Consider the following 22513-nt stretch of genomic DNA (forward strand, 5'->3'; position numbering starts at 1 on the left):
ACCTGATCCCATGACAGACCCCGTCCACCCCGGCTCTGCGCAGATACATCGCGGCTACCTGCCCGGCGCGATAGGCCGCATAACCGAAATGCACGCACGCTACTATGCGCGCACGGTCGGTTTCGGCCAATACTTTGAAAGCAAGGTTGCTGCCGGCCTGGCTGAATTTACCGGACGCCTTGAACATCCGCGCAACGGCCTGTGGCTTGCGGTGCAAAACGACACCATAGTAGGTTCAATCGCGATTGACGGCGAAGACCTGGGCGGGAACGTGGCGCACCTGCGCTGGTTCATCCTCGATGACAGCTTGCGCGGCGGCGGATTTGGAAAGCAGTTGCTGTCGGCTGCAATCGACTTTTGCGATCAGCAGCAATTTGCCGAGACGCAGCTATGGACCTTCAGCGGCCTGGATGTAGCGCGCAAGCTGTATGAGACAGCAGGCTTCCAACTGGTGCAGCAGCAAGCTGCCAGCCAGTGGGGCAAGGAAATGATAGAGCAGCAATTCACGCGGCCCTCTGCCCCACCGCGATAATACCCGCGCCCGCCAGGGCCAGCGCTACTCCCAGATAATCGTTCCAGCTAGGCGCGACGCCGTCCACCAGCCACAGCCATGCCAGTGCGGTGGCGATATACACCGCGCCATACATTGCATAGACTCTGCCGCTGGCAGCAGGATGCAAGGTCAGCAGCCAGACAAAAGCAATCAGGCTGCACGCCGCCGGCAGCAGTACGTAGGCGGGTGCTTTACCGGTCCACCACAGCATGGGTAAGTAGCAGCCCAACAATTCGGCGATGGCCGTCAGAATGAATAAACCGAATCCGCGTAACACATAAATATTCTCCATACTGCCTATTCCCCGGCGATGCGTTCAGTCAATGCCGCTGAGCTTAACTGCTTGCCCTCATGAGCACAAGTCTCCGACATACAGGAAGAGCTGTAATAAAAACGGCACCCGCAGGTGCCGTTCATTTGAAGCCTAATACATCTCAAAACTCTTCCCAATCGTCCTGCCCCGCTGGCGCCATGCTTTCCTTGGCTTTTACAGGTTTGGGCCGGTTGATGGCTTTTACATTGGAAGTGCTGGCCGGCCGGGTGCCGACGGGTTTGGCGGGAGCCGTCCTGACGGGAGGGACAGCAGTGACACTGGCGACAAATTGCTGGCTGCGCTCGTCGATCTTGAACACGCTGACAGCATCCAGCAAGCGCTTGGCCTGGTCCTGCGTACTACCGGCAGCAGCCGCAGCCTCTTCCACCAGAGCCGCATTTTGCTGCGTGGCCTCATCCATCTTGACGACAGCGGTATTGATCTGATCCAACCCCGCGCTTTGCTCGGCGCTGGCAGCAGTGATCTCACCCATGATGTCCGCCACGCTCTGGATGGAGTTGACGATTTCATGCATGGTACGTCCAGCATCGTCAACCAGCTTGCTGCCGGCCTCTACCTTCTCCACAGAATCGCCGATCAATTCCTTGATCTCTTTCGCTGCGCTGGCGGAGCGATGCGCGAGGTTGCGCACTTCGCTGGCGACCACCGCAAAGCCCCTGCCCTGCTCACCGGCACGCGCTGCCTCCACTGCCGCATTCAAGGCCAGGATATTGGTCTGGAAAGCGATGCCGTCTATCACGCTGATGATGTCGACAATTTTCTTGGAGCTGTCCTTGATGGAGTTCATCGTGTGCACTACGTCACCCACTACCGCGCCGCCACGTGTAGCGACCTCGGAAGCGGTAATCGACAAGGTATTGGCCTGCTTGGCGTTATCCGCATTTTGCTTCACCGTGGAAGTCAGCTGCTCCATCGATGATGCGGTTTCTTCCAGGCTGGCAGCCTGCTGCTCTGTCCTGCCGGACAGATCCAGGTTGCCCTTCGCAATTTCGTCCGTTGCGGTCGCGATGGAAGAACTGCCGTGCCTGACCTTGGCCACTGTATCCACCAGGCTGACACGCATTTTTTCCAGGCCGGACAATAGCTGCCCCATCTCGTCGCGCGAAGTAGCCACTACCGGCTTGGTCAGGTCGCCTGCAGAAATTTCATCAAAGTGCTCCAGCATTTTTTTCAATGGGCCGGCGATTGCACCCAGCAAGAAGAAGGCGGAGACCGATACGGCAATAATACCGACCACGATCATCAGGATTGCTGTCCAGCGGAAGGTGGAAAATTTATCCTGGCTGGCATTGAACATGCCCTCAGTGGATTTGGACTGGTAAGCAACCAGCTCATCGGTCTTGTCGTAATAGGCCGAGAACAATTTGGGCAGCTTGGTCATGTTGATGTTGTCCGCCGCATCCTTGTCACCCGCCTTGATCGCAGCCAGCAAAGGAAGGAAGCCGTCATTCAGATAAGCGGCTCTTTTGATGCCGACTTCATCCGAGATCTTCTTTTCATCGGAATCGGACGGCAGTGCCAGGTAGCGCTTCCATGCTTTTTCGGATTCATCGGCAAACTTCTCCGCACGCTTGACGATGTCGGCAACATCCGCCAGTTCGGGATGAGCGACGGCCCGGTCTATCACCACCCGGGCACGCAGGGTATGCGCACGGCTGTCGCCAATGGCGATCGTGGATGGCAGCTGGTTGGTGAAGATATCCTTGACGACATTGTTGCTGGCTTGACCGCCGGCGATGCCCATGATCCCGATGATGATCAACAGGATTCCCATGAAGCTCATGGTGGCAATAAGGCGCAGCCTGATTGTGAGATTCAACATCTGACTTCTCCCATTAGTTGTTTTAGCTTGGATGACCTCGCGTATCGAGGTGAGACATCAATCGAATATCAACTGCTTGTTTCAGTATAGTCACTGGATACAAAATAGCTGCCACGAAACGTTGTTTATTATATAAACAAAGAAAAAACCGGCATGCCATGAGCTTTTTACAGTTAGCCACCGGCTTTTCCAGGGACACGAATCATTCGATTTCCAAGCATTGCTACAAGGATAATTGACTGAATAGAGAGAAAAAACAAAGTTAATCTGGGGAAAATCGTTAAAGATAGTGTCTTTCTTCACAAAAAACACAAAGGACACAAAGGAAATAAAATAAGCGGGCAAAAAAAATCCCCGACTTCTCGGGGATTTTCTAGTGCAACTTTAACAAGTCACATTCAGCTTATCAATTTTATTAGATTGCTTGAATGTTGGATGCTTGTTTGCCTTTAGGGCCAGTTGTCACTTCGAAAGAAACGCGTTGGTTTTCTTTCAGAGATTTGAAGCCATTGGATTGGATTGCGGAGAAATGAGCAAACAGATCTTCACCGCCTTCATCTGGAGTGATGAAGCCGAAACCTTTTGAATCATTGAACCATTTAACAATACCTGTTGCCATTACAATTTCCTATTTCAGTTAAGGTGGGCAAATGCCCGGTAAATCGTTTCAACCAAGTAAGGAATGACAGACTGATACTGCACTACCACCTAGAATCTCAACGACTAAATAATTATAAGGCATAAATCCGGCAGTAAGTAAAATTAAAAGAAAAAATCAGTGCTGCGGCAATCATTGTGCCGTTCAAAACAGCATTTTTTTTGTATTTCCCTGCAATTTCAGGTGTTTACACTATTTCCCGGGTTCACCAAGGCTGTTGTAAAAACAGGAAATTTCTCGCAAAACACATAAAATCAGCTTAAATCGGCAGTTATTTTACCGAATTTCAGGTGCCCAGGAAAAATTCCACGGTTTGCTCAGAAAGCTCGTCCAGGCTCAGCCCCTTGCCGGGCTTATACCACTGCACGCTGTAATTGATCGCGCCCAGCAGCAGCAGGCGAACTACCTTACTGTCCGAGCGTATCAGGCCTGCGTCCTTGAGCTCGGAAATCGTCTTTTGCCAGAGCTGGTCATACCTGTCTTTCAGGCCAATAATTTGTTCCTGCAAGTCTGGGGTCAAAGCATGCCAGTCATACAGCAGCACCGGAATAAAATCATGGCCTTCGCCCAACACCGTTTCCAGGTGGGCGCGGACCAGGGAGCGGAATTTTTCCAGCGGCGGAGTGCTGCTGGCAACGATACGCTCGACTTCGCCAAGACCCGCAACCAAGCCTTCCTCCATTACCGCAGCGAGGATTTCCTGCTTGCTCTTGAAATGGTAAAAAGGACTGCCCGAGCGCATCCCTACGGCGTGGGCGATATCACGCACTGTCGTGCCGTCAAAACCTTTTTCACGGAACAGGCGGGCAGACACGCGCACCAGGTCAGCGCGGCGATTGCCGTCCTCATCGGTAACAGTAGCCAGTGGGCGCGAGCGAACCGTACGCTTCCTCAGCGGAGCAGCAGGTTCTATATGTTGTTGAGAGTCGAGTGTGGTCTTCATGGTCGGGTGCCATTATAACGGCAAGCGGCACTGAAACCGCATGTTCAGTGCCGCCCGGCGACAAGCGCTGCCGGATATCTCGGATACCGCGTTGCGGTCATTGGCGCAACTCTCTTTGGGCCACCTTGCTGATTTGTCGATGCAAGGTCTCCGTCTAAGCTTCACGCACCAAAATGAGGGGCGCGCTTATTCATGAAAGCACTGATGCCCTCCTCGAAATCCCTGGTTTTCGATACCGTCGCAAAATGTTCTATCTCATCATCCAGTTGTTGCGCCAGCGATGTAGAGCAGGACTGGTGGATCAGGCGCTTCATGCGGATATAAGTCTCATGCGGGCCATGCAGCAGGCGCGCCACCAGTTTATCGGTGACGTCGCGCAGTTGTTCCGGCGGCACCACCTGGTTCACCAAACCCAGGCGCAATGCGGTGTCAGCATCGAAATTATCAGCCAGCAGCATCAGCTCCATCGTTTTGCGCGCACCGACAATGCGCGGCAAGAACCAGGTACTGCCCGCATCGGGGCTTGCGCCAACCCGCGCATAGGCGGTATTGAAACGGGTGCCTTTTGCCGCGATCACCATGTCGGCAGCATTCATCGGCCCCATACTGCCGCCCGACACAGCGCCATGCACGGCGGCCACGACGATGGCCGGCATGCCGCGCAAGCGCAGGATCGTAGGATTGAGTTCCTTACCGATTTCGCGCAGTATTTCAGGAGGATCGCAGCAATCAGGTCCGAAACTGCCGAGGTCGCCGCCGGCACCGAAGATAGGGCCGTTGGCCCTGATCAGCACTACCTTGACGCTGCTATCATCGGCAATCTCCTGAGTGACGCGGCTAAACTCACGGATCTCGTTGAGCCCCATCACATTCAATTTCGCCGGATAGTCGAACACTATCGTCGCCAGGCCCTTATCCTTCGTCAAATGGGTTGCCATAATCTGTCTCCTCCATGTCAGGTTGCGATCTAAGTTTCTCGGAAGTTTCTATTCATGCTAGTTCGCGAAAATCAAAAAAGCAAATGCTTGGTGAGCCTATCTTGTGCTGCCCTCTTGTAAGCGATGCAGCATTTTTCTATGGAAGAGATAAAGACCGCCTCTCTAACCTATGCTCTTTGCAACGCAGCAATTATTGGCATGCGGCTACAGCGTCATATGGACTTTATTTTTTACCCCAATTGCTTTGACGAAAACTTTTCCAGACCGGCCAGCCATGATGAAAGACAGTCGCTTAAGCTAGCTGCTCTTGGTGTGCAACATGAAAGCCGCCGCCCCGGTCGCTATCCTGTCGCCGCTATCATTTCTCAAATCCATCAATACATTTGCCACCCGCTTGCCCAGCCGCGTCACCTCTGCAGTGGCAAAGAATTTCTTGCCCCGCCCCGGCTGCAGATAGTCGATGCGCAAATCTATCGTGCTCATGTGCGAGAACTCCTTCATTTGCGACAGCACGTCATCCTTGGGACTTTGCTGCGCCATCTTCAGCAAGATCGCAAAGCCTGCCATGCTGTCCAGCACGGACGCGATCACGCCGCCATGCAGCATGCCCTGCGAAAAATTGCCCAGCAATTGCTCACGCATCGCGATACTGATTTGTGGGTGGTCGGGGTCGAAGGATTCCAGCTTGATGCCCAGCAAGTGGCAAAAGGGAATTTTCTCTTCCAGCACATGCTTCAGCATGCCCTGAAATTCGGGGTTGTCTATGATTGTTTTCGTCATCAGTATTCCAATTGCCTTGCGATAAGATCCTTCATGATCTCTTCCGCGCCGCCGCCTATCATGTTCACCTTCACTTCGCGGTAAATCCGCTCCACACGCGTGCCGCGCATGAAGCCCATGCCTCCCAGTGTCTGCACCGCCGCATCGGCGCAGAACTGCATAGTGCGGGTCGCTACATTCTTCAGCATGCAGATTTGCGCCACCAGTTCATTGCCCTGCTGCTCAGGTTCGCTCATTCTGTACGCAGTGTCTTCCAGCAAAGCGCGGGTCGTACTGATCTGCGTCGCCATCTCCACCAGCTTATGCCTGACCACCTGGTGCTCCAGCAGGCGCTGCCCAAAGGTCTGGCGCTCGCGCGACCATGCCAGCGCATCTTCATAGCAGACCTTGGCAAAGCCATAAGCACCGGCAGCCATGCCGAAGCGCTCGGTATTGAAGTTGCGCATAATCGTGCGAAAGCCCTGGCCTTCTACTCCTATCAGGTTGGCTGCCGGTACTCGGCAGTTGTTGAAATGCAGCTGTGCGGTATCGGATGCCCACCAACCCATTTTTTTCAGTTCTATACGGCTAAAGCCGACCCTGTCACGCTCTATCAGCAATAATGAAATACCGCCGGCACCCCTGATGTCCGGATTGGTGCGCACGGCAACCGTAAAATAGTCTGCCCGCATGCCGGAGGTGATAAAGGTCTTTTCGCCATTCACCACGTACTCATGCCCGTCCAGCACCGCTGTAGTCTTCAGGGCCGCGACATCGGACCCGCCGCCGGGTTCGGTAATCGCCAGAGCAGAAATCTTTTTCCCGGCTATCACGTCGGGCAATATGCGCCGCTTCAGTGCCTCACTTCCGGCATACATCAGCGGCGGGGCGCCTATGCTGTGCGACATCAGCGATGCAATCACGCCACCGCTACCGGCCCTTGCCAGCTCTTCCGACGCGATAAGATGATAAAAAGCATCCACGTCCGGAGCCCCGCCGTATTGCTCCGGAAAACCCAGGCCCAGCAGGCCGACTGCGGCAGCCTCTTGATATAGCTCCCTTGGAAAGGAGGCCGCCTCATCCCAATCATTCACAAAGGGCGCAATTTCCTTGTCCACAAAACGCCGCAGCATCTGGCGAAAATCTTCGTGGGCGGGGCTGTAATAAGCTGGGTTGGGTTTCATGATGTAAGCCAAATGAGCAAGGATAGGAACGGAAAAACCGTTCGGTGCCGTTACAGGTTCCGAAACAGCAGGCAGCAGCCAACCCCGCCTATTTCGATTTTCCCGGGTGTATGCCCATGGTCTTGGCAATGATCCCCATCATCACTTCATCTGCTCCGCCGCCTATCGAAGCCAAACGTCCGTCGCGATACATGCGCGACACCAGGTTTTCCCAGGTATAGCCCATGCCGCCCCAGAATTGCAGGCAAGCATCCGGCACGGTGCGCATCAGCCGCCCGGCTTTCAGTTTGGCCATGGACGCCAGCTCAGTGACGTCCTGCCCCTGGATATATAGTTCGCAAGCGCGATAAGTCAGTGCGCGCAAGCTCTCTACTTCGGTCTTCAGTTCCGTCAGCTTGAAATACACGTATTGATTGTCCAGCAAGCGTCCGCCGAACATCTGGCGCTCGCGTGCCCAGTCTATCGTCCACTCTATGCAGTTGCTCAGCGACTGGATGGAATTGGCCGCCGCCCACATGCGCTCTTCCTGGAACTGCATCATCTGATAGGTGAAGCCCATGCCTTCCTGGCCGATCGCATAGTGCTGCGGCACGCGCACTTCATCAAAATAGATCAGGCCGGTATCGGACGAGTTCATGCCTATCTTCTTGATCTTCTTCGCTACGCTGATACCCTTGGTGTCCATAGGCACCATGATCAGCGTCTTGTTCTTGTGCGGCGCGCCGTCAGAAGTGTTGGCCAGCAGGCACATCCAGTCGGCCTGCAGGCTATTAGTGATCCACATCTTGCTGCCGTTGATCACATAGTCGCCGCCGTCCTTGCGCGCGGTCGTCTTGATCGATGCCACGTCCGACCCGCCGGATGCTTCCGACACGCCGACGCAGCCCACCATGTCGCCGCTGATGGCAGGCGCCAGGAATTGCTTCTTCAGCGAATCGGAGCCGAAACGCGCCAGCGCCGGCGTGCACATATCAGTCTGCACACCTATGGCCATGGGCACTCCGCCGCAATGGATGTGACCCAGCGTTTCCGCCATCATCAGCGAATACGAATAATCCAGGCCGAGCCCGCCGTATTCAGCGGGTTTGCACAGGCCCAGAAAACCGAGGTCGCCCATTTTCTTGAACAGCTCTTTGGCGGGAAATATCTCGGCCTCTTCCCATTGATCGACATAGGGATTGATTTCAGTATCGATGAAGCGCTTCAGGCTGCGCTGTAGTTCCTGATGGTCGTGAGTGAATTGCATATGGTCTCCATGTTTTTATACTTTGTTATTGGCTCTGGTGGCCAGCCTTGTATCGGTTTCTTGCCGCCGTTGCGATCTATTGCGGCCTATTTTTCCTGCAATACCTTGGGCACTATCGCCAGTGGAAATCCGTTGTAGGCCTGGACTGCGGCGGTAGCGGCAATCTCGTCCTGCCCCGCGGCCCAACCCGCCCGCATCTGCGGCCTGCCGCCGTCTATGCGCAGCGTGGTTCCGGTGATAAAACTGGCTGCCTCCGACAGCAGGTAGACGATGCCTGCCGAAATCTCGGCCTCGGTAGACATGCGTTTCAGCGGCACGCCCTTGGCCGCGCCACGCAGGATGGGCCCCATTTCGGGAGGATAACTGTCCATGCCGCTGGAAGCGACATAGCCCGGCGCCACCGCATTCACGCGGACGCCGTAATGCGCCCATTCCAGTGCTGCCGTTTCGGTAAAGCTGACCATGCCGGCACGCGCAGCGCCCGAATGCCCCATTCCCGGCATGCTGCCCCACATATCGGCCACGATATTGACGATGCTGCCGCCATGATTTTGCATCCACTGGTTCAGGCATTCGCGCGCCATCAGGAAGCCGCCGGTCAGATTGGTTTTCACCACTGCTTCCCAGCCTTTTAGCGAGATATGCTGCAAAGGCGACGGGAACTGGCCGCCAGCGTTATTAACCAGGCCATCAATGCGTCCATGCATTGCCAGGGCCTCGCGCACAGTCTCGGCTACAGCCTCTTCCTGCCGGATGTCGCAGGCATGGCAGCTTGCAACCCCACCGGCCTGGGCAATCTCGTCCCTCACGATCTCCAGCTTTTCCAATTTGCGGCCTACCAGCGCCACTTTTGCGCCCAGGGCTGCAAGTTCATGCGCGGTGCAACGCCCTATGCCAGAGCCGCCGCCAGTCACGATGACGGCCTGCCCGGCCAGTAAATCCGGCCGAAATATTGTTCTATATGCCATATATCTTTCTCTCTCCAGGAGGGGAAACGGGTAGTTTAGGCTGGAATCATTCTACTAACCAAGCAGTTGCTTTGTAAAGTATAAAACTTTAAGATAAGCCAATAAGTCCTTGAAAAACGGGCCATGCCCTCTAGCATTAAAGCGCATGAAGCTTGCATCTGGCCTTGCCCGCAGGAATAAAACAACGACTCAGCCAGCATAAAAACAGCCAAAAACAGGAGACAAGAATGACCGAAGCATATTTGTATGACGCCCCCCGTACCCCACGCGGCAAAGGCAAGAAAGACGGCTCCCTGCACACCGTCAAGCCGGTGAGCCTGCTGGCGGGCCTGATGCGCGACATGCAGCACCGCCTGAACCTGGATACGGCACTGATCGACGATGTCGTGCTCGGCTGCGTTACCCCCATTGGTGACCAGGGCGCGGATATCGCCAAGACTGCGGCGCTGGCCGCAGGCTGGGATTGGAAAGTCGCCGGCGTACAACTGAACCGTTTTTGCGCATCCGGCCTGGAGTCGGTGAACCTGGCAGCACAGAAAGTGCGTTCCGGCTGGGAAGATCTGGTTGTCGCCGGCGGCGTAGAGTCCATGTCGCGCATCCCCATGGGTTCCGACGGTGGCGCCTGGGCAGCAGATCCCGAGACCAGCCTGCAGACTGACTTCCTGCCGCAAGGCATAGGCGCGGACCTGATTGCCACGCTGGAAGGTTTTTCGCGTGAAGACGTCGATGCCTTTGCACTGCGCTCGCAGCTAAAGGCCGCCGCCGCGCGTGCCGGCGGCCGTTTCAAATCGGTGCGCCCGGTAACCGATATCAACGGCCTGACGGTATTGGCACAAGATGAATTCATCAAGGCCAACTCCACGATGGAAGCACTGGCCGGGCTGAAAGCCTCGTTTGAAATGCCGGGCAAGATGGGTTTCGACAGCGTGGCGATACGCAAGTATCCGCAAGTCGAGCGCATTAATCACGTACATACCGCAGGCAACTCGTCCGGCATTGTCGATGGCGCAGCGCTGGCGCTGATAGGCAGCGAAGCGATGGGCAAGCGCCTGGGCCTGACACCACGCGCGCGCATCGTTGCATCGGCTGTCACGGGAACAGATCCCACCATTATGCTGACCGGCCCCGGCCCGGCAACGGTCAAGGCCCTGGCCAAGGCCGGGCTGACGATCAAGGATATAGATTTGTTTGAAGTTAACGAAGCATTTGCTGCCGTAGTCATGAAGTTCATGAAGGATCTGGGCGTACCGGAAGAAAAGGTGAACGTCAACGGCGGCTCCATCGCGCTTGGCCATCCTTTGGGCGCCACCGGCTGCATGTTGCTGGGCAATCTGGTGGATGAGCTGGAAGCCAGGCAATTGAAGCGCGGCCTGATCACGCTGTGCGTGGGTGGCGGCATGGGTATCGCGACGATTATTGAGCGGGTGTAGTACCGCCCCTGCTTTCGGCAAAGCCAATCAAACAATTCGAACAGAGACAAACATGATCAACTACAGCAAAGACCCCAGCGGCATCGTCACTCTGACAATAGACATGCCTAACCAGTCCGTCAACACGATGAATGCGGCCTTCCAGGCCGCACTGAATAGCAGCGTGACGCAACTGGAACAGGAAAAAGACAGTATCACCGGCATTATCATCGCCTCCGGCAAGGAGACTTTCTTCGCAGGCGGCGATCTGCGCGAGCTGGTCAAGGTGCAGCCCGGGCAGGCGCAGGAGTTTTTTGCGATGGTCGAGCAAAACAAGGCCATCCTGCGCAGGCTGGAGACTCTGGGCAAACCGGTTGTCGCGGCGATCAACGGTAGCGCACTGGGTGGCGGCCTGGAAATAGCACTGGCCTGCCACTACCGTGTAGCGCTGGATAATCCAAAGACAAAACTGGGCTTTCCGGAAGTGACTCTGGGCCTGCTGCCGGGCGCCGGCGGCGTGATCCGGACGGTGCGCCTGCTGGGACTGCAGGAAGCCATGCCTTATCTGCTGGAGGGCAAGCAGATAGGACCAGCCGCCGCACTGAAAGCAGGCCTGATTCATGCCATCGCCAGCGACCGCGAGCAAATGCTGCAGCAGGCGGCAGGCTGGATACTGGCCAACCCGCAAGCAAAACAGTCCTGGGATACCGACGGCTACAAACTGCCGGGTGGCGCGCCTAATTCGCCCAAGCTGCTGCCAATGATCATGATTGCACCGGCCATGCTGCGCGAAAAAACCCGCGGCAACTTCCCCGCACCAGAGGCCATCCTGGCGACGATGGTGGAAGGCGCGCAGGTCGACTTTGATAATGCGCTGAAGATAGAAGGACGCTACTTCACACATCTGGCAACAGGGCAAGTGGCAAAGAACATGATAGGCACCTTCTTCTTCCAGATGCAGGAAATCAGCGCCGGCAAGAGCCGCCCGAAAGACGTGCCAAAATGGAAAGCAGCTAAGGTCGGCGTGCTGGGGGCCGGGATGATGGGGGCAGGCATCGCCGCCGTGACGGCAGCGCGCGGCATCGCTTGCGTGCTGAAAGATGTCAGCCAGGAACAGGCAGAAAAAGGCAAGCAGGCAACCGCGAGTGGCCTGGAGAAAAAAGTCAAACAGGGTCGCCTCGCAGCAGACAAGGCGGCAGCACAACTAGCGCTGATACAGGCGACTGGTGATGCCAAGGACCTCGCCGGCTGCGACCTGATCATCGAGGCCGTTTATGAACAGCGCGAATTGAAGGCCAAGGTAACGCAGGAAGCGGAACCCTATCTGGCTGCCAACGGCATCATGGCATCCAATACCTCTACCCTGCCGATTACCGGCCTGGCAAAAGCATCTGCCAACCAGCCCAATTTTATCGGCTTGCATTTCTTCTCACCGGTAGAAAAAATGCAACTGGTGGAAATCATCAAGGGAGCCGACACCAGTGCGGAGACCTTGGCACGTGCCTATGACTATGTGCAGCAGATAGGCAAGACACCCATCGTTGTCAATGATTCACGCGGCTTTTTCACTAGCCGTGTTTTCGGAACCTTCGTCAATGAAGGCATCAGCATGCTGGCCGAAGGATTGCCGCCTGCGCTGATAGAAAACGCAGCGCTGTCGGTCGGCATGCCGGTAGGACCACTGGCGGTACAGGATGAAGTGTCGCTGAGCCTGTCTTTGCATGTCGCCAGCCAGACCCGCGCGGATCTGGAAGCCGAGGGCAAACCACTGCCGCCCTATCCGGCCGGCACCATCATCGAGCAAATGGTCAAGGAATATAAGCGCGCGGGCAAAGCCGCAGGCGCCGGTTTTTATGAATATCCTACCGATCCCAAGGTCAACGGCGGCAAGAAATACCTGTGGCCCGAACTGACCAGGCACTACGTAAAACCGGAAGTCAGCCTGCCCTATGAAGATGTCAGGGACCGTATTTTATACATCCAGGCTTTGGAAACCATACGCTGCCTGCAGGAAAACGTGCTGGAATCGGTACGTGATGCAAATATAGGCTCCATCTTCGGCATAGGCTTCCCCGCATGGACCGGCGGAGCGATCCAGTTTGTGAACCACGTAGGCATCAAGAAATTCGTGGAACGGGCAGAAGAATTACAAAAAAGCTATGGGGACCGTTTTACGCCCCCGGCCTTGTTATTGAAACACGCGGCGGAAAATACATGCTTTTAGGCATGATATATGCTTAAAAGAAGCTACTAAAGTATAAAAATCCGGAAGCCGGCGGTTTTGTTTTACAAAACATCATCAAATGCACCAAGCATGATGCAGCACGATGTAAACCAAACCAGTCGGCGCGACGTTATTAATAGCATTCTTCACTGAATAGAGGTCATATCATGAGTCATAAATTGCACGGACATTCCGGGAGGCGCGTACCCTGGGCAGCGGTGTTCCCGATTGCGATCGCCTTGATTACGCTGACGCTGACTTTGTGGCATTTCGTCCAGCCGCGCTGACAGACGGCCTACGCACAAGCACATAGCCAGACATATCGAATCCGGTGCAGCGATGCGCCGGATTTTTTCATGCCTTCAGTTTTTGCCAACCGGTCTTATTTCCAGATAACGGGTTTCTTTATGCAAACCCCAAGATTTTGACGAGCAATCCAATGCACGCAGATACGGCAATCACATGCGTGACCTTGCGCTGGAGCTTGAACAAGGCTAGCGCGGCGGCCAGCGCTATCAGCGCAGATATCCAGTCAAAGCGGCCCTGAAAACCCGTCGGCCACAGCACGTGATAGCCAAAGAATAGAGCCAGATTCAAGATCACACCGACGACGGCAGCGGTGATCGCCATCAGAGGCGCAGTAAATTTCAGATCCTTGTGCGTACTCTCGATCAGGGGTCCACCCGCCATGATGAACAGGAAGGAAGGCAGGAAGGTGAACCATGTCACCAGCAGTGCGGCCAGGGCCCCTGACAGGAACAATGCGTCCGGACCCAGCAGCGCTTTCAGGTAGCCGCCGACAAAGCCGACGAAGGCCACGACCATGATCAGCGGGCCGGGAGTTGTTTCACCCAAAGCCAGCCCATCCATCATCTGCGTTGCAGACAGCCAGCCGTACTGTGTGACAGCACCCTGGTACACGTAAGGCAGCACTGCATACGCACCACCGAAAGTGAGCAAAGCTGCCTTGGTAAAAAACCAGGCCATCTGGGTGTAGGCATGGTCCCAGCCCCAAGTCAAAATCAAAATGCTCATCGGGGCAGCCCACAGCAGAGCGCCTGCGACAATCACCCCGGCTAATCCTGTCCATGAAAAAACAGCATGCGGAGGTGTCGGCGTATCATCATCGATCAATGCTGGGCCAAAATGCTGTTTACCCTTGCTATGCGCGCCGCCGGCTGTAAATTTTTCAGGCGCCAGCTTGCCGCCCACATAACCGGCGATGGCAGCAGCAGCCACAATCAGCGGAAAAGGCAGGTTGATCGCGAAGATCGCAACGAAGGCGGCCACCGCGATAGACCACAGCCATGCGTTTTTCAAAGCACGCATCCCTATGCGGTGGGCGGCCTGCAGCACGATCGCAGTGACGGCGGGCTTGATGCCATAAAACAGGCCTGCCACCACAGTCAATTCGCCAAAAGCAATATATAGCCAGGACAAAAGTACGAGGATAAACAGCGAAGGCAGCACAAACAGTGCGCCGGCAACGATACCGCCCCAGCGCTTGTGCATCAGCCAGCCTATATAGGTGGCAAGTTGCTGCGCCTCCGGGCCGGGCAGAAGCATGCAAAAGTTCAGCGCATGTAGGAAGCGTTGTTCGGAAATCCAGCGCCGGTTTTCTACCAGCTCCTGGTGCATGATGGAAATCTGCCCCGCCGGTCCGCCAAAGCTGATAAAGCCCAGCTTCAGCCAGAACCTAAAAGCCGCGGCAAAGCTCACTGCGGGCGGAGCATCGGCAGAACAGGGGACGTCCAAATATTTAGCTCCTTCACTACTCATTGTTGGCTCCGTCGCTGGCACTTTTACATTGCGGGAATTTTATAGGATTTAAAATAATATTTACAGAAACTCACTATAATCCACGCTAAGAGCAAATTCGTAGTTCATGTCGCGGTGAAACTCGGCTCATGCCGCACAAAGACAACTAACAGGAGAAACCACATGGAAGAACCAGGCAGCACACCAAAAGACGACAAGGATACAAACAAAGACGACCGCATTGAGGGCAAGCTTTTGTTCAAATCGCGTTTTGTCACCATCTTCGGCGAAATTAACCACCAGTCCGCACGTGCAGCCTGCGAGCGCCTGATCGCACTGTCCCAGGAATCGGACGCCCCTATCCACATGCTGATCTCCTCGCCCGGCGGCCACGTCGAATCCGGCGATGCGATCCATGACATGATACGTTTCGTGCGTGCACCGGTGACCACCATAGGTACAGGCTGGGTCGCCAGCGCGGGTACGCACATCTTCCTGGCAGCGCCCAAGGAAAGACGCGTATGCTTGCCGAACACCCGCTTCATGATCCATCAACCAGGCGGCGGCGCAGGCGGCCAGGCATCCGATATCGCGATCCATGCGAAAGAAATCATCAAGACCCGTGAGCGCATCGCGCGTGAAGTATCCAGGGAAACCGGCCAGCCGCTGGACAAGGTCATGCTGGATATGGAGAGGGATTTCTGGATGAATGCCGAAGAAGCGATCAAGTACGGCATCGTATCCCGTATTATCGAGAAACAGACTGATTTGGCCTAGAGCCTTTTCGTCGCTCTGAAAAAAAAGCCCCTGCACTCGCTGTGCAGGGGCTTTTTTGTTTGGGTAGCTTAGTCCGGGTAAACTTAGTTTGGGTAAGCTTATCTAGGTACCGGCAGCCGCTGGCGGCGCATCTGTTTGCTTCGGCTGTCCCAGCGACCAGCAGAAAAAGCTCAGACAGAGACCAGCCATAACGCCGCAAGCCAGTTTGAACGCACTTTCAAACAACACCGGCGCCACAAAACCGGACACCAGCGCAAACATGAACATCTGTATGAAAGACTGCAGCGACGAGGCCAGGCCGCGGTTATCGGGAAAGTAGTTCATTGCAATGATGGTGATCGCAGGCGTAATCAGGGCCAGGCCGAACGCATAGATAAACAAAGGCAGGACAGCCCAAGGTACTTCGGCCGCAAACACGTAGTTGTAGCCGACATTGAGTACAGAAGCTGCCGCCATGATGCCGTAGCCGGCCAATATCATCGTTTTGGGCGTGTAGCGGGCCGCATGCTTGGCCGATATCGCCGAGCCCGTGACCATGCCGCTGATCAGCGGGATGAACAACCAGGCAAACGCTGTTTCTGGCTTGTGCAGGATATTCATCACGAAATTAGCGGCGGACCCGATGTATAGCGCAAAGCCGCTAAAACTCAGGCCTACTGCCAGAGCCAGCAGCAGGAAGCGGTGATGGCGCAGCACTTTCAGATAATTGGCGGCGATCACAACAGGATGGAAAGCGTGGCGCGACTTGGGCGGCAGGCTCTCCGGCAAGGCGCGATAGCAGACTACCAGCATCAATACGCCAAATGAAGTCAGGAACCAGAATATGGAGCGCCAGCCCAGGCTGACCTGCAGCCAGCCGCCGAGTATCGGCGCTATCGCGGGCGCCAGGCCAAACAGCATCATGATATGCGACAGCATGCGCTGCGCTTCTGCGCCGGCAAACTTGTCCTGCACGATCGCGCGGCTAACCACGGAACCGGCACCGGCAGCCAGGCCCTGGAATACGCGGCAGACCAGCAGCCAGCCAAAAGACGGCGCCATTGCGGCCCCCAGGGATGCCAGCGTATACACCACCAGCGATACCAGGATCACGGGACGGCGGCCAAAGGAATCCGACAGTGTTCCGTAGAACAGCATCATGAAGGCAAAGGTAAACAGAAACAGGCTCAGGCTTTGCTGCATCAGCAAGGGGCCAACCTCGAAGGCCTTCGAGATCGCCGGGAATGACGGCAAATAAGTATCGATAGCCAGCGGACCGACCATGGACAGGCCGGCCAGGATCAGGGTGAGAAAGCCATTATTATGGTTAGTGCGGTTCATGCGTGATTCCAGATGCAAAACCCCAGATTTTACGCGAGGCCGCTATTGGATGCCCGGAAAACGTCGAAATACACTTAGATGCCCGCCTGAAACATCTGGAAACAATTCTCGCGTCAACAGGAAAAAGGGCGCCGACGTTATAAGCTCACGTAGGACTGCTACGCTAACCTCAAAGGAATCCATCATGAACAAACTGATCATCGCTCTCGTTGCCACTACTTTCACTATGGGCGCAGCTTTCGCACAAACACCGGCAGCCAGCGCTCCGGCAGCGGCGACGGCAAGCGCAGCGGCTAGCACTGCAGCGTCCACACCAGAAAAAACTGTCAGCAAGAAAAAACACAGCAAACATAAAGCGGCCAAAGCTGCTGCATCTACAGAAGAAGCCAAAGCTGCTCCTGCAAAATAAGTCGTCAGCATTAAAGCCGGCCGGCATCGCCAGCCGGCAGCAGCAAGACCCGAAGGATACGGCCATTCGCGGCCGTATCCTTTTTTCATTTTCGCTTTCCAATCACGCCAGGGATGATGGCGGCGATGACAAACACGAAAAATACAGTCAGAATAGCCTGGACCAAAGTATTCAAGAATCAAGGACTGGAAGAATTTTTCATGCAGCTACGCACCGCAACCCTCTCTGACGCACTGGCTATCGCTTATCTTCACGCAGAAAACTGGCGCCTGATCTATCGCGGCATGCTGAGCGATGCCTATCTGGACCATGAGGTCCATGCTGAAAGGCTGGCATCCTGGGAGGAGCGCCTGCGCTCCCCTGCAGAAAATCAATACATTGTGGTCGCGGAAGACCAGGGAATCGTGCGCGGATTTGCCTGCGCCTTTGCCAACGAACATCCGCAGTGGGGCCACTATCTGGACAACCTGCATGTAGCAGCCGACAGCAAGGGGCAAAATATAGGTGCCCGGCTGATGGCCGACGTAGCACGCTGGTGCAGCGGAATTGATGCTGCGCGTGGACTGTATCTGTGGGTAGCGGCTGCCAACCCCTCAGCCATCCGCTTTTATCAAAGGGTGGGCGGTGTCGCCGCCGATGACGAATTGTGGGAACCTCCGGGCGGCGGCCAGGTGCTGTGCCTGCGCTATACGTGGCCCGACATGGCTGTGCTGAAAGCATAAGCGGAGCATTTAGCTCCGCTCTTGTTCTACTCAGCAATCCAGGGCTTGCACCCTGATCAGGCGTGGCGCCTGTTCTTGCGATGCCGGCTTGCGTGCGCCACCACTTCCGGTTCAGGCTCGCCGCCGAGGAAGCGCCGTATGCTGGAAGCGTCGAACAAACGCGCAGAATTGGCTTTCGCATTCAACAGCACCAGCGTCGCATTCTTGCCAGCCGCCTTGATACGCATGATCAGGCAATTGCCGGCTTCATTGGTAAAGCCTGTTTTCGACAGGCCGATGTCCCAGCCCTTCTTGCCTACCAGGCGATTGGAATTATGATATTCCACTTGGCGGCCATTGATATTAACGACCTCTCCACTATCGGTGGTGATACGCACGATGTCGGGATATCTGGACGCTGCCTCAGCCATTTTGGCCAGATCAACCGCATTGGATTTATTATTGGGAGACAGGCCGGTGGGCTCTTCTATCGCTGTATTGGCAAGTCCCAAGCCTTTGATCTTGGCCTGGACCGCCGTTAGGAAGGCGGCTTTTCCACCCGGATAGGTACGTGCCAGCGAAGCCGCAGCGCGATTGTCGGACGACATCAGCGCCAATTGCAGTACATCTTTTCTCGGCATGGTTGCACCGACCGGTACCCGCGACATGCTATGTTTTAGCATGTCGACATCTTCCTGTTCTATGTGGATAGCTTCGTTCATGTCAGGCTTGGCATCCAGCACGACCATGGCTGTCATCAATTTGGTCAGCGATGCGATAGGCACAACTTCATTGGAATTCTTTTCCAGCAGGATTTTTCCAGTACCGTCTTCTATCACCAGCGCATGGCTGGAACCTATGCGCGGCAATGCAGCGTAGCTGACGCTGGCAATACTGAACAAGGCGAGGCCGGCGACAAGGCCGGCGGCAATAAGGGGTTTCTTGAACATGGGACGCAAATGCTTACCAGTATGCGGATTTCAAGGGCAATCCGCTAACAATCAAAAGATAAAAACACATTCCGCCGGAACGCATTTTTCAATAGGCTGGAAGCTTAACAGTTTCCATGCTCAACTGCTCGATTTGAATAAAAAATTATGAGCAATTTGGTATCTCAAGAAAACTGATTGGCGTTTTCATATAAATCCATAGGCATGTAAATCCCAATGCATCATAAAATGACATTTTTATTATCCGATGCAGCGTAGCGATGCCGTCCGCACGCCGCAGCAAGAACGAATCCCATGACAGATACTGCCAAGCTCAGCAAAAAAGATATTGAGGCTTTGTCGGAGTTCCGTTATCAGCTACGACGCTTCCTGCGCTTTAGCGAAGACATCGCGCAAGGTGAAGGTTTAACTCCTCTGCAATATCAATTGCTGTTGCATATTAAGGGTTATCCTGGCCGCGAACATGCAAGCATAGGCGAGCTGGCCGAGCGCCTGCAGTCGCAACACCACGGCGTTGTGGCATTGGTGACGCGTTGCGAGAAAGCAGGCTTGGTGACACGTTCCCCGGGAAGCACGGACCGTCGGCAAGTTGAGGTCAGCCTCACTCCACTGGGCCAGCAATGCGTAGCCCGCCTCGCGGAAAAGCATCACCAGGAGCTGAATTCCCTGTCCAAAGTATTCAAGGTAGCGAACATTTCCGCTTTTAATGACAGAAACGAACTGTAAGCCTGGCGCGCAAGGGCAACTACAAAGCGGCGCAAAATGCTGTCATCCGGCTATGGAAGAAGCCAGGCTTTCCACTTCAGCACTGCGGCTAGACCGGCTATTGCTGGAATAAAAGCGATCGCGCAGATTCATGAAAGGCGTTTCGACCAGCATATATAGGAGCCAGCCCGCAAACACGCTGGCAAGCATCATGATTGCTATCCCCGTTGCCGAATTGACGCTGATGCCCTGCTCTTGCAAAGGAGCTTGAAGCATGTGCATCAGGGGTTTATGCACCAGATAAAGCGCGTACGACCACAGTGCGAGGGAGGCGGCGCCGGGAACGCGTATCCTGTGCAACAGAGAACAAGGGCTCAGTGCCGACAGGCACAGAAAAGCAAAACCGACAGAAAGCAAGGTGTAGCCGAACGTGCCGGTAACAAAGGTGTAACCCTGGCCTTCGATATAGTTATATTCCAGAAAAAGGCCAAAGGCGATCGCGAGCACTGCTAAACCAGCAGCCATGGATAGACGGTATTTTTCAAGCAAACCCTTCCAGATGGGCTCATGGAAATTCTTTAGCATGGCCAGTGCAACACCCGGCAATAATTCATCAAAGCGACTGAAGCTCGCATAATAAACATGCGTGTAATAGGAACGGACATCGTTGGCATACAAAGTCCAAAAATAAGCCCGGATCGCCATGCCTGCCAGCATGGTGGCAATTAGCAGGCCCCATGCCGATCGCATCGACAGCCTGAATCTGGCAAACAATAAGGCCAGCACCGGGAGTATCAGGTAAAACTGCTCTTCTATGCACAATGACCATGCCTGGGAAAAGGCACTGCCGGATTTCAGGCCCAGGTTTTGTGTGAATGTCAGGAATTTCCACAGCGGGGTAACTGGATTGCCACCCATCGCCAGCGGGAATATGAAGTAGAGCGCCAGCACCACATAATAATTCGGCAGCGTGCGCAAGAACCGGCGGATATAAAACAGCTTCAGCGAGAGCTGCTGTCCTGACTTGAGCGCCGAGAATATCTGGTTGCCGATCAGGTAGCCGCTCAGCACAAAGAACAAATCTACGCCGGCCCAGCCTATCTCACTCAATACTCCGAAGTTGGCATTGCTGCTGACGAATTTCATGTAGTGGTACATCAGCACCAGCAAAATGGCGATCGCCCTCAATGTATCGAGACCATTCAAGCGGGAGGCATGGGCTTGCTTCATAAACGCAGCTCTTCAAGAAAAATCAAGGAGGCCTATGATGCATTTTTGTACAGTGATTTACAAGATGCCTCTATCAAGTATTTCACAGCATGCGTCTTGTAGCTTCACCCGCTATCGTTCTCAATTTCATGCTGTCAGCCAGTGGGTCAGGCTATAAATCAACAAACCCACCAGGCCGCCTACCAGCGTACCGTTGATACGGATAAATTGCAGGTCCGGTCCCAAGGCCAGCTCTATCCTTCCCGTCATTTCCTCTTTCGACCATTTGTCGATTTCCTGTGTAATGAAAGCGGCGACCTTGCTCCTGTATTTATCGACCAGAGGAGGTATGTTATTCAGGATTTTTTCGTTGATCCAGCTTTGCAGACCCGCATCGCCGGCCAGTTTGCGGCCGAGATTCAAGGCCATTTCGCTTAGATAGGCCGCTGTCGCCGAATCCTGGCGCTGTATGTCTTCCAGCATCTTCGCCTTGGCTTCATCCCATAGCTGTTCCAGGTAATGATTCAGTTGAGCGTCATTCAGCAGCTCTTGCTTGGCCTGGTCTATCTTGCTGCGCCAGGCGGGATCGGCCTTCAGATGCAAGATGAAGTCGCTGACGTAGACATCGAATTGCGTCCGCCACGGATGTTCAGCATCGGCCTGCACCTCCGCAGCTTTAGCCTGCAGGCTATTGACCATGCGCACCACCGCACGTGCTGCCAGGCTGCGCATCGTGCCGCCCACTTCAATACCGAGGATTTTCACGCTATCCAGATCCAGCACCTCGCTGATCAGGGCCAGCAATTTGTCCTGGCTCTCCGGCTTGTCCAGTTTTTCCGCCATCGCCTGCAAGACTGTGTCCAGCAAGCGCTGATGCCGCTTTTCTTCAACCATCGCATGCAATACATCGCCCGCAACGCTGGAGATGTCCATGCTATCCAGCCTCTTCCTGATGTTGTCGCGAACAAAACGGCGCATACCCGCATCATCCAGCGCAGCGATCACCATGGCACCCGCTTCAGCAGCCAGCTTGCCCAGCTTTGCGCCGCTATCCGGCTGTATCAGCCAACTTGCCAGCTTGCCCGCAGGATCGGCTTCCCTGACGCGATGAACGATGCCATCGACCGTCACAAAGTGAGTTGTAATGAAATTACCTATGTTTTTGGCGATTTCCTGTTTGCTGTTCGGGATGATCGCGGTATGCCAGATCGGCAGTCCCAGAGGGTGGCGAAACAGGGCGACAACGGCAAACCAGTCGGCAATTGCCCCTATCATTGCAGCCTCTGCAAAGGCAGATACATAAGCCCACATCGCATATTTTTTAAGCAATATTTGTGCAGTGCAATATAAAATAACGGCAGCCATGAAAAAGCCCAGCGCAATCGCCTTCATTTTGCGCAGGCGCTGCTCCCGCATGGCGACCTGTATCGATTCCAGGTCTATCCGCAAGCTGTCTTCACTATTCATTTAATCTTTCAAAATAGTTCTTTATAGAAATAAAATTTCCATAAAGAAATTTTAAACCAAACTAAATTAAATCCATTCGCTTCGCCGGGTGCCCGCCCACTTATGGGCCGACTTAGAAAAGATAACCTGGCGAGCATTTTTTTGGTGCAAGCTGCTCTGCTGCAGTGCAAAAATAATAC

General features: G+C 54.8%; 21 protein-coding genes. 7 read left to right on the forward strand and 14 right to left on the reverse strand.

The annotated features are described in order from the left end of the window. Positions 1-10 precede the first annotated feature (10 nt). Positions 11-532: a GNAT family N-acetyltransferase gene (locus tag IEW12_RS07925; protein ID WP_188565374.1), complete on the forward strand. Its 522-nt coding sequence runs from the start codon at positions 11-13 to the stop codon at positions 530-532. Here the strand turns inward: IEW12_RS07925 and IEW12_RS07930 are convergent. From IEW12_RS07930 to IEW12_RS07970, 9 genes are all read right to left on the reverse strand, one after another. Further along, entirely contained in the window at positions 504-845 is a 342-nt protein-coding gene (locus IEW12_RS07930) for a YnfA family protein (protein WP_188565375.1), read from the reverse strand. The genes IEW12_RS07925 and IEW12_RS07930 overlap by 29 nt on opposite strands. Positions 846-987: 142 nt before the next feature. Further along, positions 988-2709 (reverse strand): methyl-accepting chemotaxis protein, encoded by a 1722-nt coding sequence (locus IEW12_RS29070; protein ID WP_308789118.1) that lies wholly within the window; start codon positions 2707-2709, stop codon positions 988-990. Positions 2710-3124: 415 nt separating this feature from the next. Beyond that, positions 3125-3328 (reverse strand): cold-shock protein, encoded by a 204-nt coding sequence (locus tag IEW12_RS07940; RefSeq protein ID WP_007878889.1) that lies wholly within the window; start codon positions 3326-3328, stop codon positions 3125-3127. 325 nt (positions 3329-3653) lie between these two features. Continuing rightward, positions 3654-4310, reverse strand: coding sequence for a TetR/AcrR family transcriptional regulator (locus IEW12_RS07945; protein WP_188565376.1), 657 nt, complete (start codon positions 4308-4310; stop codon positions 3654-3656). Positions 4311-4471: 161 nt separating this feature from the next. After that, positions 4472-5248 (reverse strand): enoyl-CoA hydratase/isomerase family protein, encoded by a 777-nt coding sequence (locus IEW12_RS07950; protein WP_188565377.1) that lies wholly within the window; start codon positions 5246-5248, stop codon positions 4472-4474. Between the two features lie 297 nt (positions 5249-5545). After that, positions 5546-6028, reverse strand: coding sequence for a thioesterase family protein (locus IEW12_RS07955; RefSeq protein ID WP_188565378.1), 483 nt, complete (start codon positions 6026-6028; stop codon positions 5546-5548). Then, a complete protein-coding gene (locus IEW12_RS07960) occupies positions 6028-7191 on the reverse strand; it encodes an acyl-CoA dehydrogenase family protein (protein WP_188565379.1) in 1164 nt (387 codons plus the stop codon). Before IEW12_RS07960 ends, IEW12_RS07955 begins: the two co-directional genes overlap by 1 nt. 88 nt (positions 7192-7279) lie before the next feature. Continuing rightward, positions 7280-8437 carry an acyl-CoA dehydrogenase family protein gene (locus tag IEW12_RS07965; RefSeq protein ID WP_188565380.1) on the reverse strand — a complete coding sequence of 386 codons (1158 nt, stop codon included), beginning with the start codon at positions 8435-8437 and terminating at the stop codon, positions 7280-7282. Between the two features lie 86 nt (positions 8438-8523). Then, the gene (locus IEW12_RS07970; RefSeq protein ID WP_188565381.1) at positions 8524-9405 is read right to left on the reverse strand and encodes an SDR family oxidoreductase; all 882 of its coding nucleotides are present in this window, start codon (positions 9403-9405) and stop codon (positions 8524-8526) included. Between the two features lie 227 nt (positions 9406-9632). Here IEW12_RS07970 and IEW12_RS07975 point away from each other — a divergent pair, with 227 nt between their 5' ends. Then, entirely contained in the window at positions 9633-10835 is a 1203-nt protein-coding gene (locus IEW12_RS07975) for an acetyl-CoA C-acetyltransferase (protein WP_188565382.1), read from the forward strand. Between the two features lie 52 nt (positions 10836-10887). Next, on the forward strand, positions 10888-13038 hold the full coding sequence (locus IEW12_RS07980; protein WP_188565383.1) for a 3-hydroxyacyl-CoA dehydrogenase NAD-binding domain-containing protein: 2151 nt from the start codon (positions 10888-10890) through the stop codon (positions 13036-13038). 405 nt (positions 13039-13443) lie between these two features. Here IEW12_RS07980 and chrA read toward each other — a convergent pair whose 3' ends face one another. Beyond that, positions 13444-14817, reverse strand: coding sequence for a chromate efflux transporter (gene chrA, locus IEW12_RS07985; RefSeq protein ID WP_188565384.1), 1374 nt, complete (start codon positions 14815-14817; stop codon positions 13444-13446). 162 nt (positions 14818-14979) lie between these two features. Here chrA and IEW12_RS07990 point away from each other — a divergent pair, with 162 nt between their 5' ends. Next, positions 14980-15573, forward strand: a complete 594-nt coding sequence (locus IEW12_RS07990; protein WP_188565385.1) for an ATP-dependent Clp protease proteolytic subunit — start codon at positions 14980-14982, stop codon at positions 15571-15573. Positions 15574-15675: 102 nt separating this feature from the next. Here IEW12_RS07990 and IEW12_RS07995 read toward each other — a convergent pair whose 3' ends face one another. Continuing rightward, complete coding sequence (locus tag IEW12_RS07995; protein ID WP_188565386.1) at positions 15676-16893, reverse strand: multidrug effflux MFS transporter; 1218 nt, start codon at positions 16891-16893, stop codon at positions 15676-15678. A 184-nt stretch (positions 16894-17077) separates the two neighbouring features. On the opposite strand from IEW12_RS07995, the gene IEW12_RS08000 reads away from it, so the two are divergent. Beyond that, entirely contained in the window at positions 17078-17302 is a 225-nt protein-coding gene (locus IEW12_RS08000; RefSeq protein WP_188565387.1) for a hypothetical protein, read from the forward strand. 125 nt (positions 17303-17427) lie between these two features. Beyond that, the gene (locus tag IEW12_RS08005; protein WP_188565388.1) at positions 17428-18024 is read left to right on the forward strand and encodes a GNAT family N-acetyltransferase; all 597 of its coding nucleotides are present in this window, start codon (positions 17428-17430) and stop codon (positions 18022-18024) included. Positions 18025-18080: 56 nt separating this feature from the next. Here IEW12_RS08005 and IEW12_RS08010 read toward each other — a convergent pair whose 3' ends face one another. Continuing rightward, positions 18081-18953: a serine hydrolase gene (locus IEW12_RS08010; protein ID WP_188565389.1), complete on the reverse strand. Its 873-nt coding sequence runs from the start codon at positions 18951-18953 to the stop codon at positions 18081-18083. Positions 18954-19247: 294 nt separating this feature from the next. Between IEW12_RS08010 and IEW12_RS08015 the strand changes: the two genes are divergently transcribed. After that, positions 19248-19679, forward strand: coding sequence for a MarR family winged helix-turn-helix transcriptional regulator (locus IEW12_RS08015; RefSeq protein WP_188565390.1), 432 nt, complete (start codon positions 19248-19250; stop codon positions 19677-19679). Between the two features lie 42 nt (positions 19680-19721). On the opposite strand, the gene IEW12_RS08020 is transcribed toward IEW12_RS08015, so the two are convergent. After that, positions 19722-20888, reverse strand: a complete 1167-nt coding sequence (locus IEW12_RS08020) for an acyltransferase family protein (protein ID WP_188565391.1) — start codon at positions 20886-20888, stop codon at positions 19722-19724. A 126-nt stretch (positions 20889-21014) separates the two neighbouring features. After that, positions 21015-22334 (reverse strand): DUF445 domain-containing protein, encoded by a 1320-nt coding sequence (locus IEW12_RS08025; protein WP_188565392.1) that lies wholly within the window; start codon positions 22332-22334, stop codon positions 21015-21017. Positions 22335-22513 lie beyond the last annotated feature (179 nt).

Source organism: Parundibacterium terreum (assembly GCF_014636315.1).
GTDB classification, from domain to species: Bacteria; Pseudomonadota; Gammaproteobacteria; order Burkholderiales; family Burkholderiaceae_D; genus Undibacterium; species Undibacterium terreum.

Excerpts from the sequence above, each read along its gene's own strand:
- IEW12_RS07925 (WP_188565374.1), top strand. The coding sequence starts at position 11 with ATGACAGACCCCGTCCACCCCGGCTCTGCGCAGATACATCGCGGCTAC.
- IEW12_RS07930 (WP_188565375.1), bottom strand. The coding sequence starts at position 845 with ATGGAGAATATTTATGTGTTACGCGGATTCGGTTTATTCATTCTGACG.
- IEW12_RS29070 (WP_308789118.1), bottom strand. The coding sequence starts at position 2,709 with ATGTTGAATCTCACAATCAGGCTGCGCCTTATTGCCACCATGAGCTTC.
- IEW12_RS07940 (WP_007878889.1), bottom strand. The coding sequence starts at position 3,328 with ATGGCAACAGGTATTGTTAAATGGTTCAATGATTCAAAAGGTTTCGGC.
- IEW12_RS07945 (WP_188565376.1), bottom strand. The coding sequence starts at position 4,310 with ATGAAGACCACACTCGACTCTCAACAACATATAGAACCTGCTGCTCCG.
- IEW12_RS07950 (WP_188565377.1), bottom strand. The coding sequence starts at position 5,248 with ATGGCAACCCATTTGACGAAGGATAAGGGCCTGGCGACGATAGTGTTC.
- IEW12_RS07955 (WP_188565378.1), bottom strand. The coding sequence starts at position 6,028 with ATGACGAAAACAATCATAGACAACCCCGAATTTCAGGGCATGCTGAAG.
- IEW12_RS07960 (WP_188565379.1), bottom strand. The coding sequence starts at position 7,191 with ATGAAACCCAACCCAGCTTATTACAGCCCCGCCCACGAAGATTTTCGC.
- IEW12_RS07965 (WP_188565380.1), bottom strand. The coding sequence starts at position 8,437 with ATGCAATTCACTCACGACCATCAGGAACTACAGCGCAGCCTGAAGCGC.
- IEW12_RS07970 (WP_188565381.1), bottom strand. The coding sequence starts at position 9,405 with ATGGCATATAGAACAATATTTCGGCCGGATTTACTGGCCGGGCAGGCC.
- IEW12_RS07975 (WP_188565382.1), top strand. The coding sequence starts at position 9,633 with ATGACCGAAGCATATTTGTATGACGCCCCCCGTACCCCACGCGGCAAA.
- IEW12_RS07980 (WP_188565383.1), top strand. The coding sequence starts at position 10,888 with ATGATCAACTACAGCAAAGACCCCAGCGGCATCGTCACTCTGACAATA.
- chrA (WP_188565384.1), bottom strand. The coding sequence starts at position 14,817 with ATGAGTAGTGAAGGAGCTAAATATTTGGACGTCCCCTGTTCTGCCGAT.
- IEW12_RS07990 (WP_188565385.1), top strand. The coding sequence starts at position 14,980 with ATGGAAGAACCAGGCAGCACACCAAAAGACGACAAGGATACAAACAAA.
- IEW12_RS07995 (WP_188565386.1), bottom strand. The coding sequence starts at position 16,893 with ATGAACCGCACTAACCATAATAATGGCTTTCTCACCCTGATCCTGGCC.
- IEW12_RS08000 (WP_188565387.1), top strand. The coding sequence starts at position 17,078 with ATGAACAAACTGATCATCGCTCTCGTTGCCACTACTTTCACTATGGGC.
- IEW12_RS08005 (WP_188565388.1), top strand. The coding sequence starts at position 17,428 with ATGACAAACACGAAAAATACAGTCAGAATAGCCTGGACCAAAGTATTC.
- IEW12_RS08010 (WP_188565389.1), bottom strand. The coding sequence starts at position 18,953 with ATGTTCAAGAAACCCCTTATTGCCGCCGGCCTTGTCGCCGGCCTCGCC.
- IEW12_RS08015 (WP_188565390.1), top strand. The coding sequence starts at position 19,248 with ATGACAGATACTGCCAAGCTCAGCAAAAAAGATATTGAGGCTTTGTCG.
- IEW12_RS08020 (WP_188565391.1), bottom strand. The coding sequence starts at position 20,888 with ATGAAGCAAGCCCATGCCTCCCGCTTGAATGGTCTCGATACATTGAGG.
- IEW12_RS08025 (WP_188565392.1), bottom strand. The coding sequence starts at position 22,334 with ATGAATAGTGAAGACAGCTTGCGGATAGACCTGGAATCGATACAGGTC.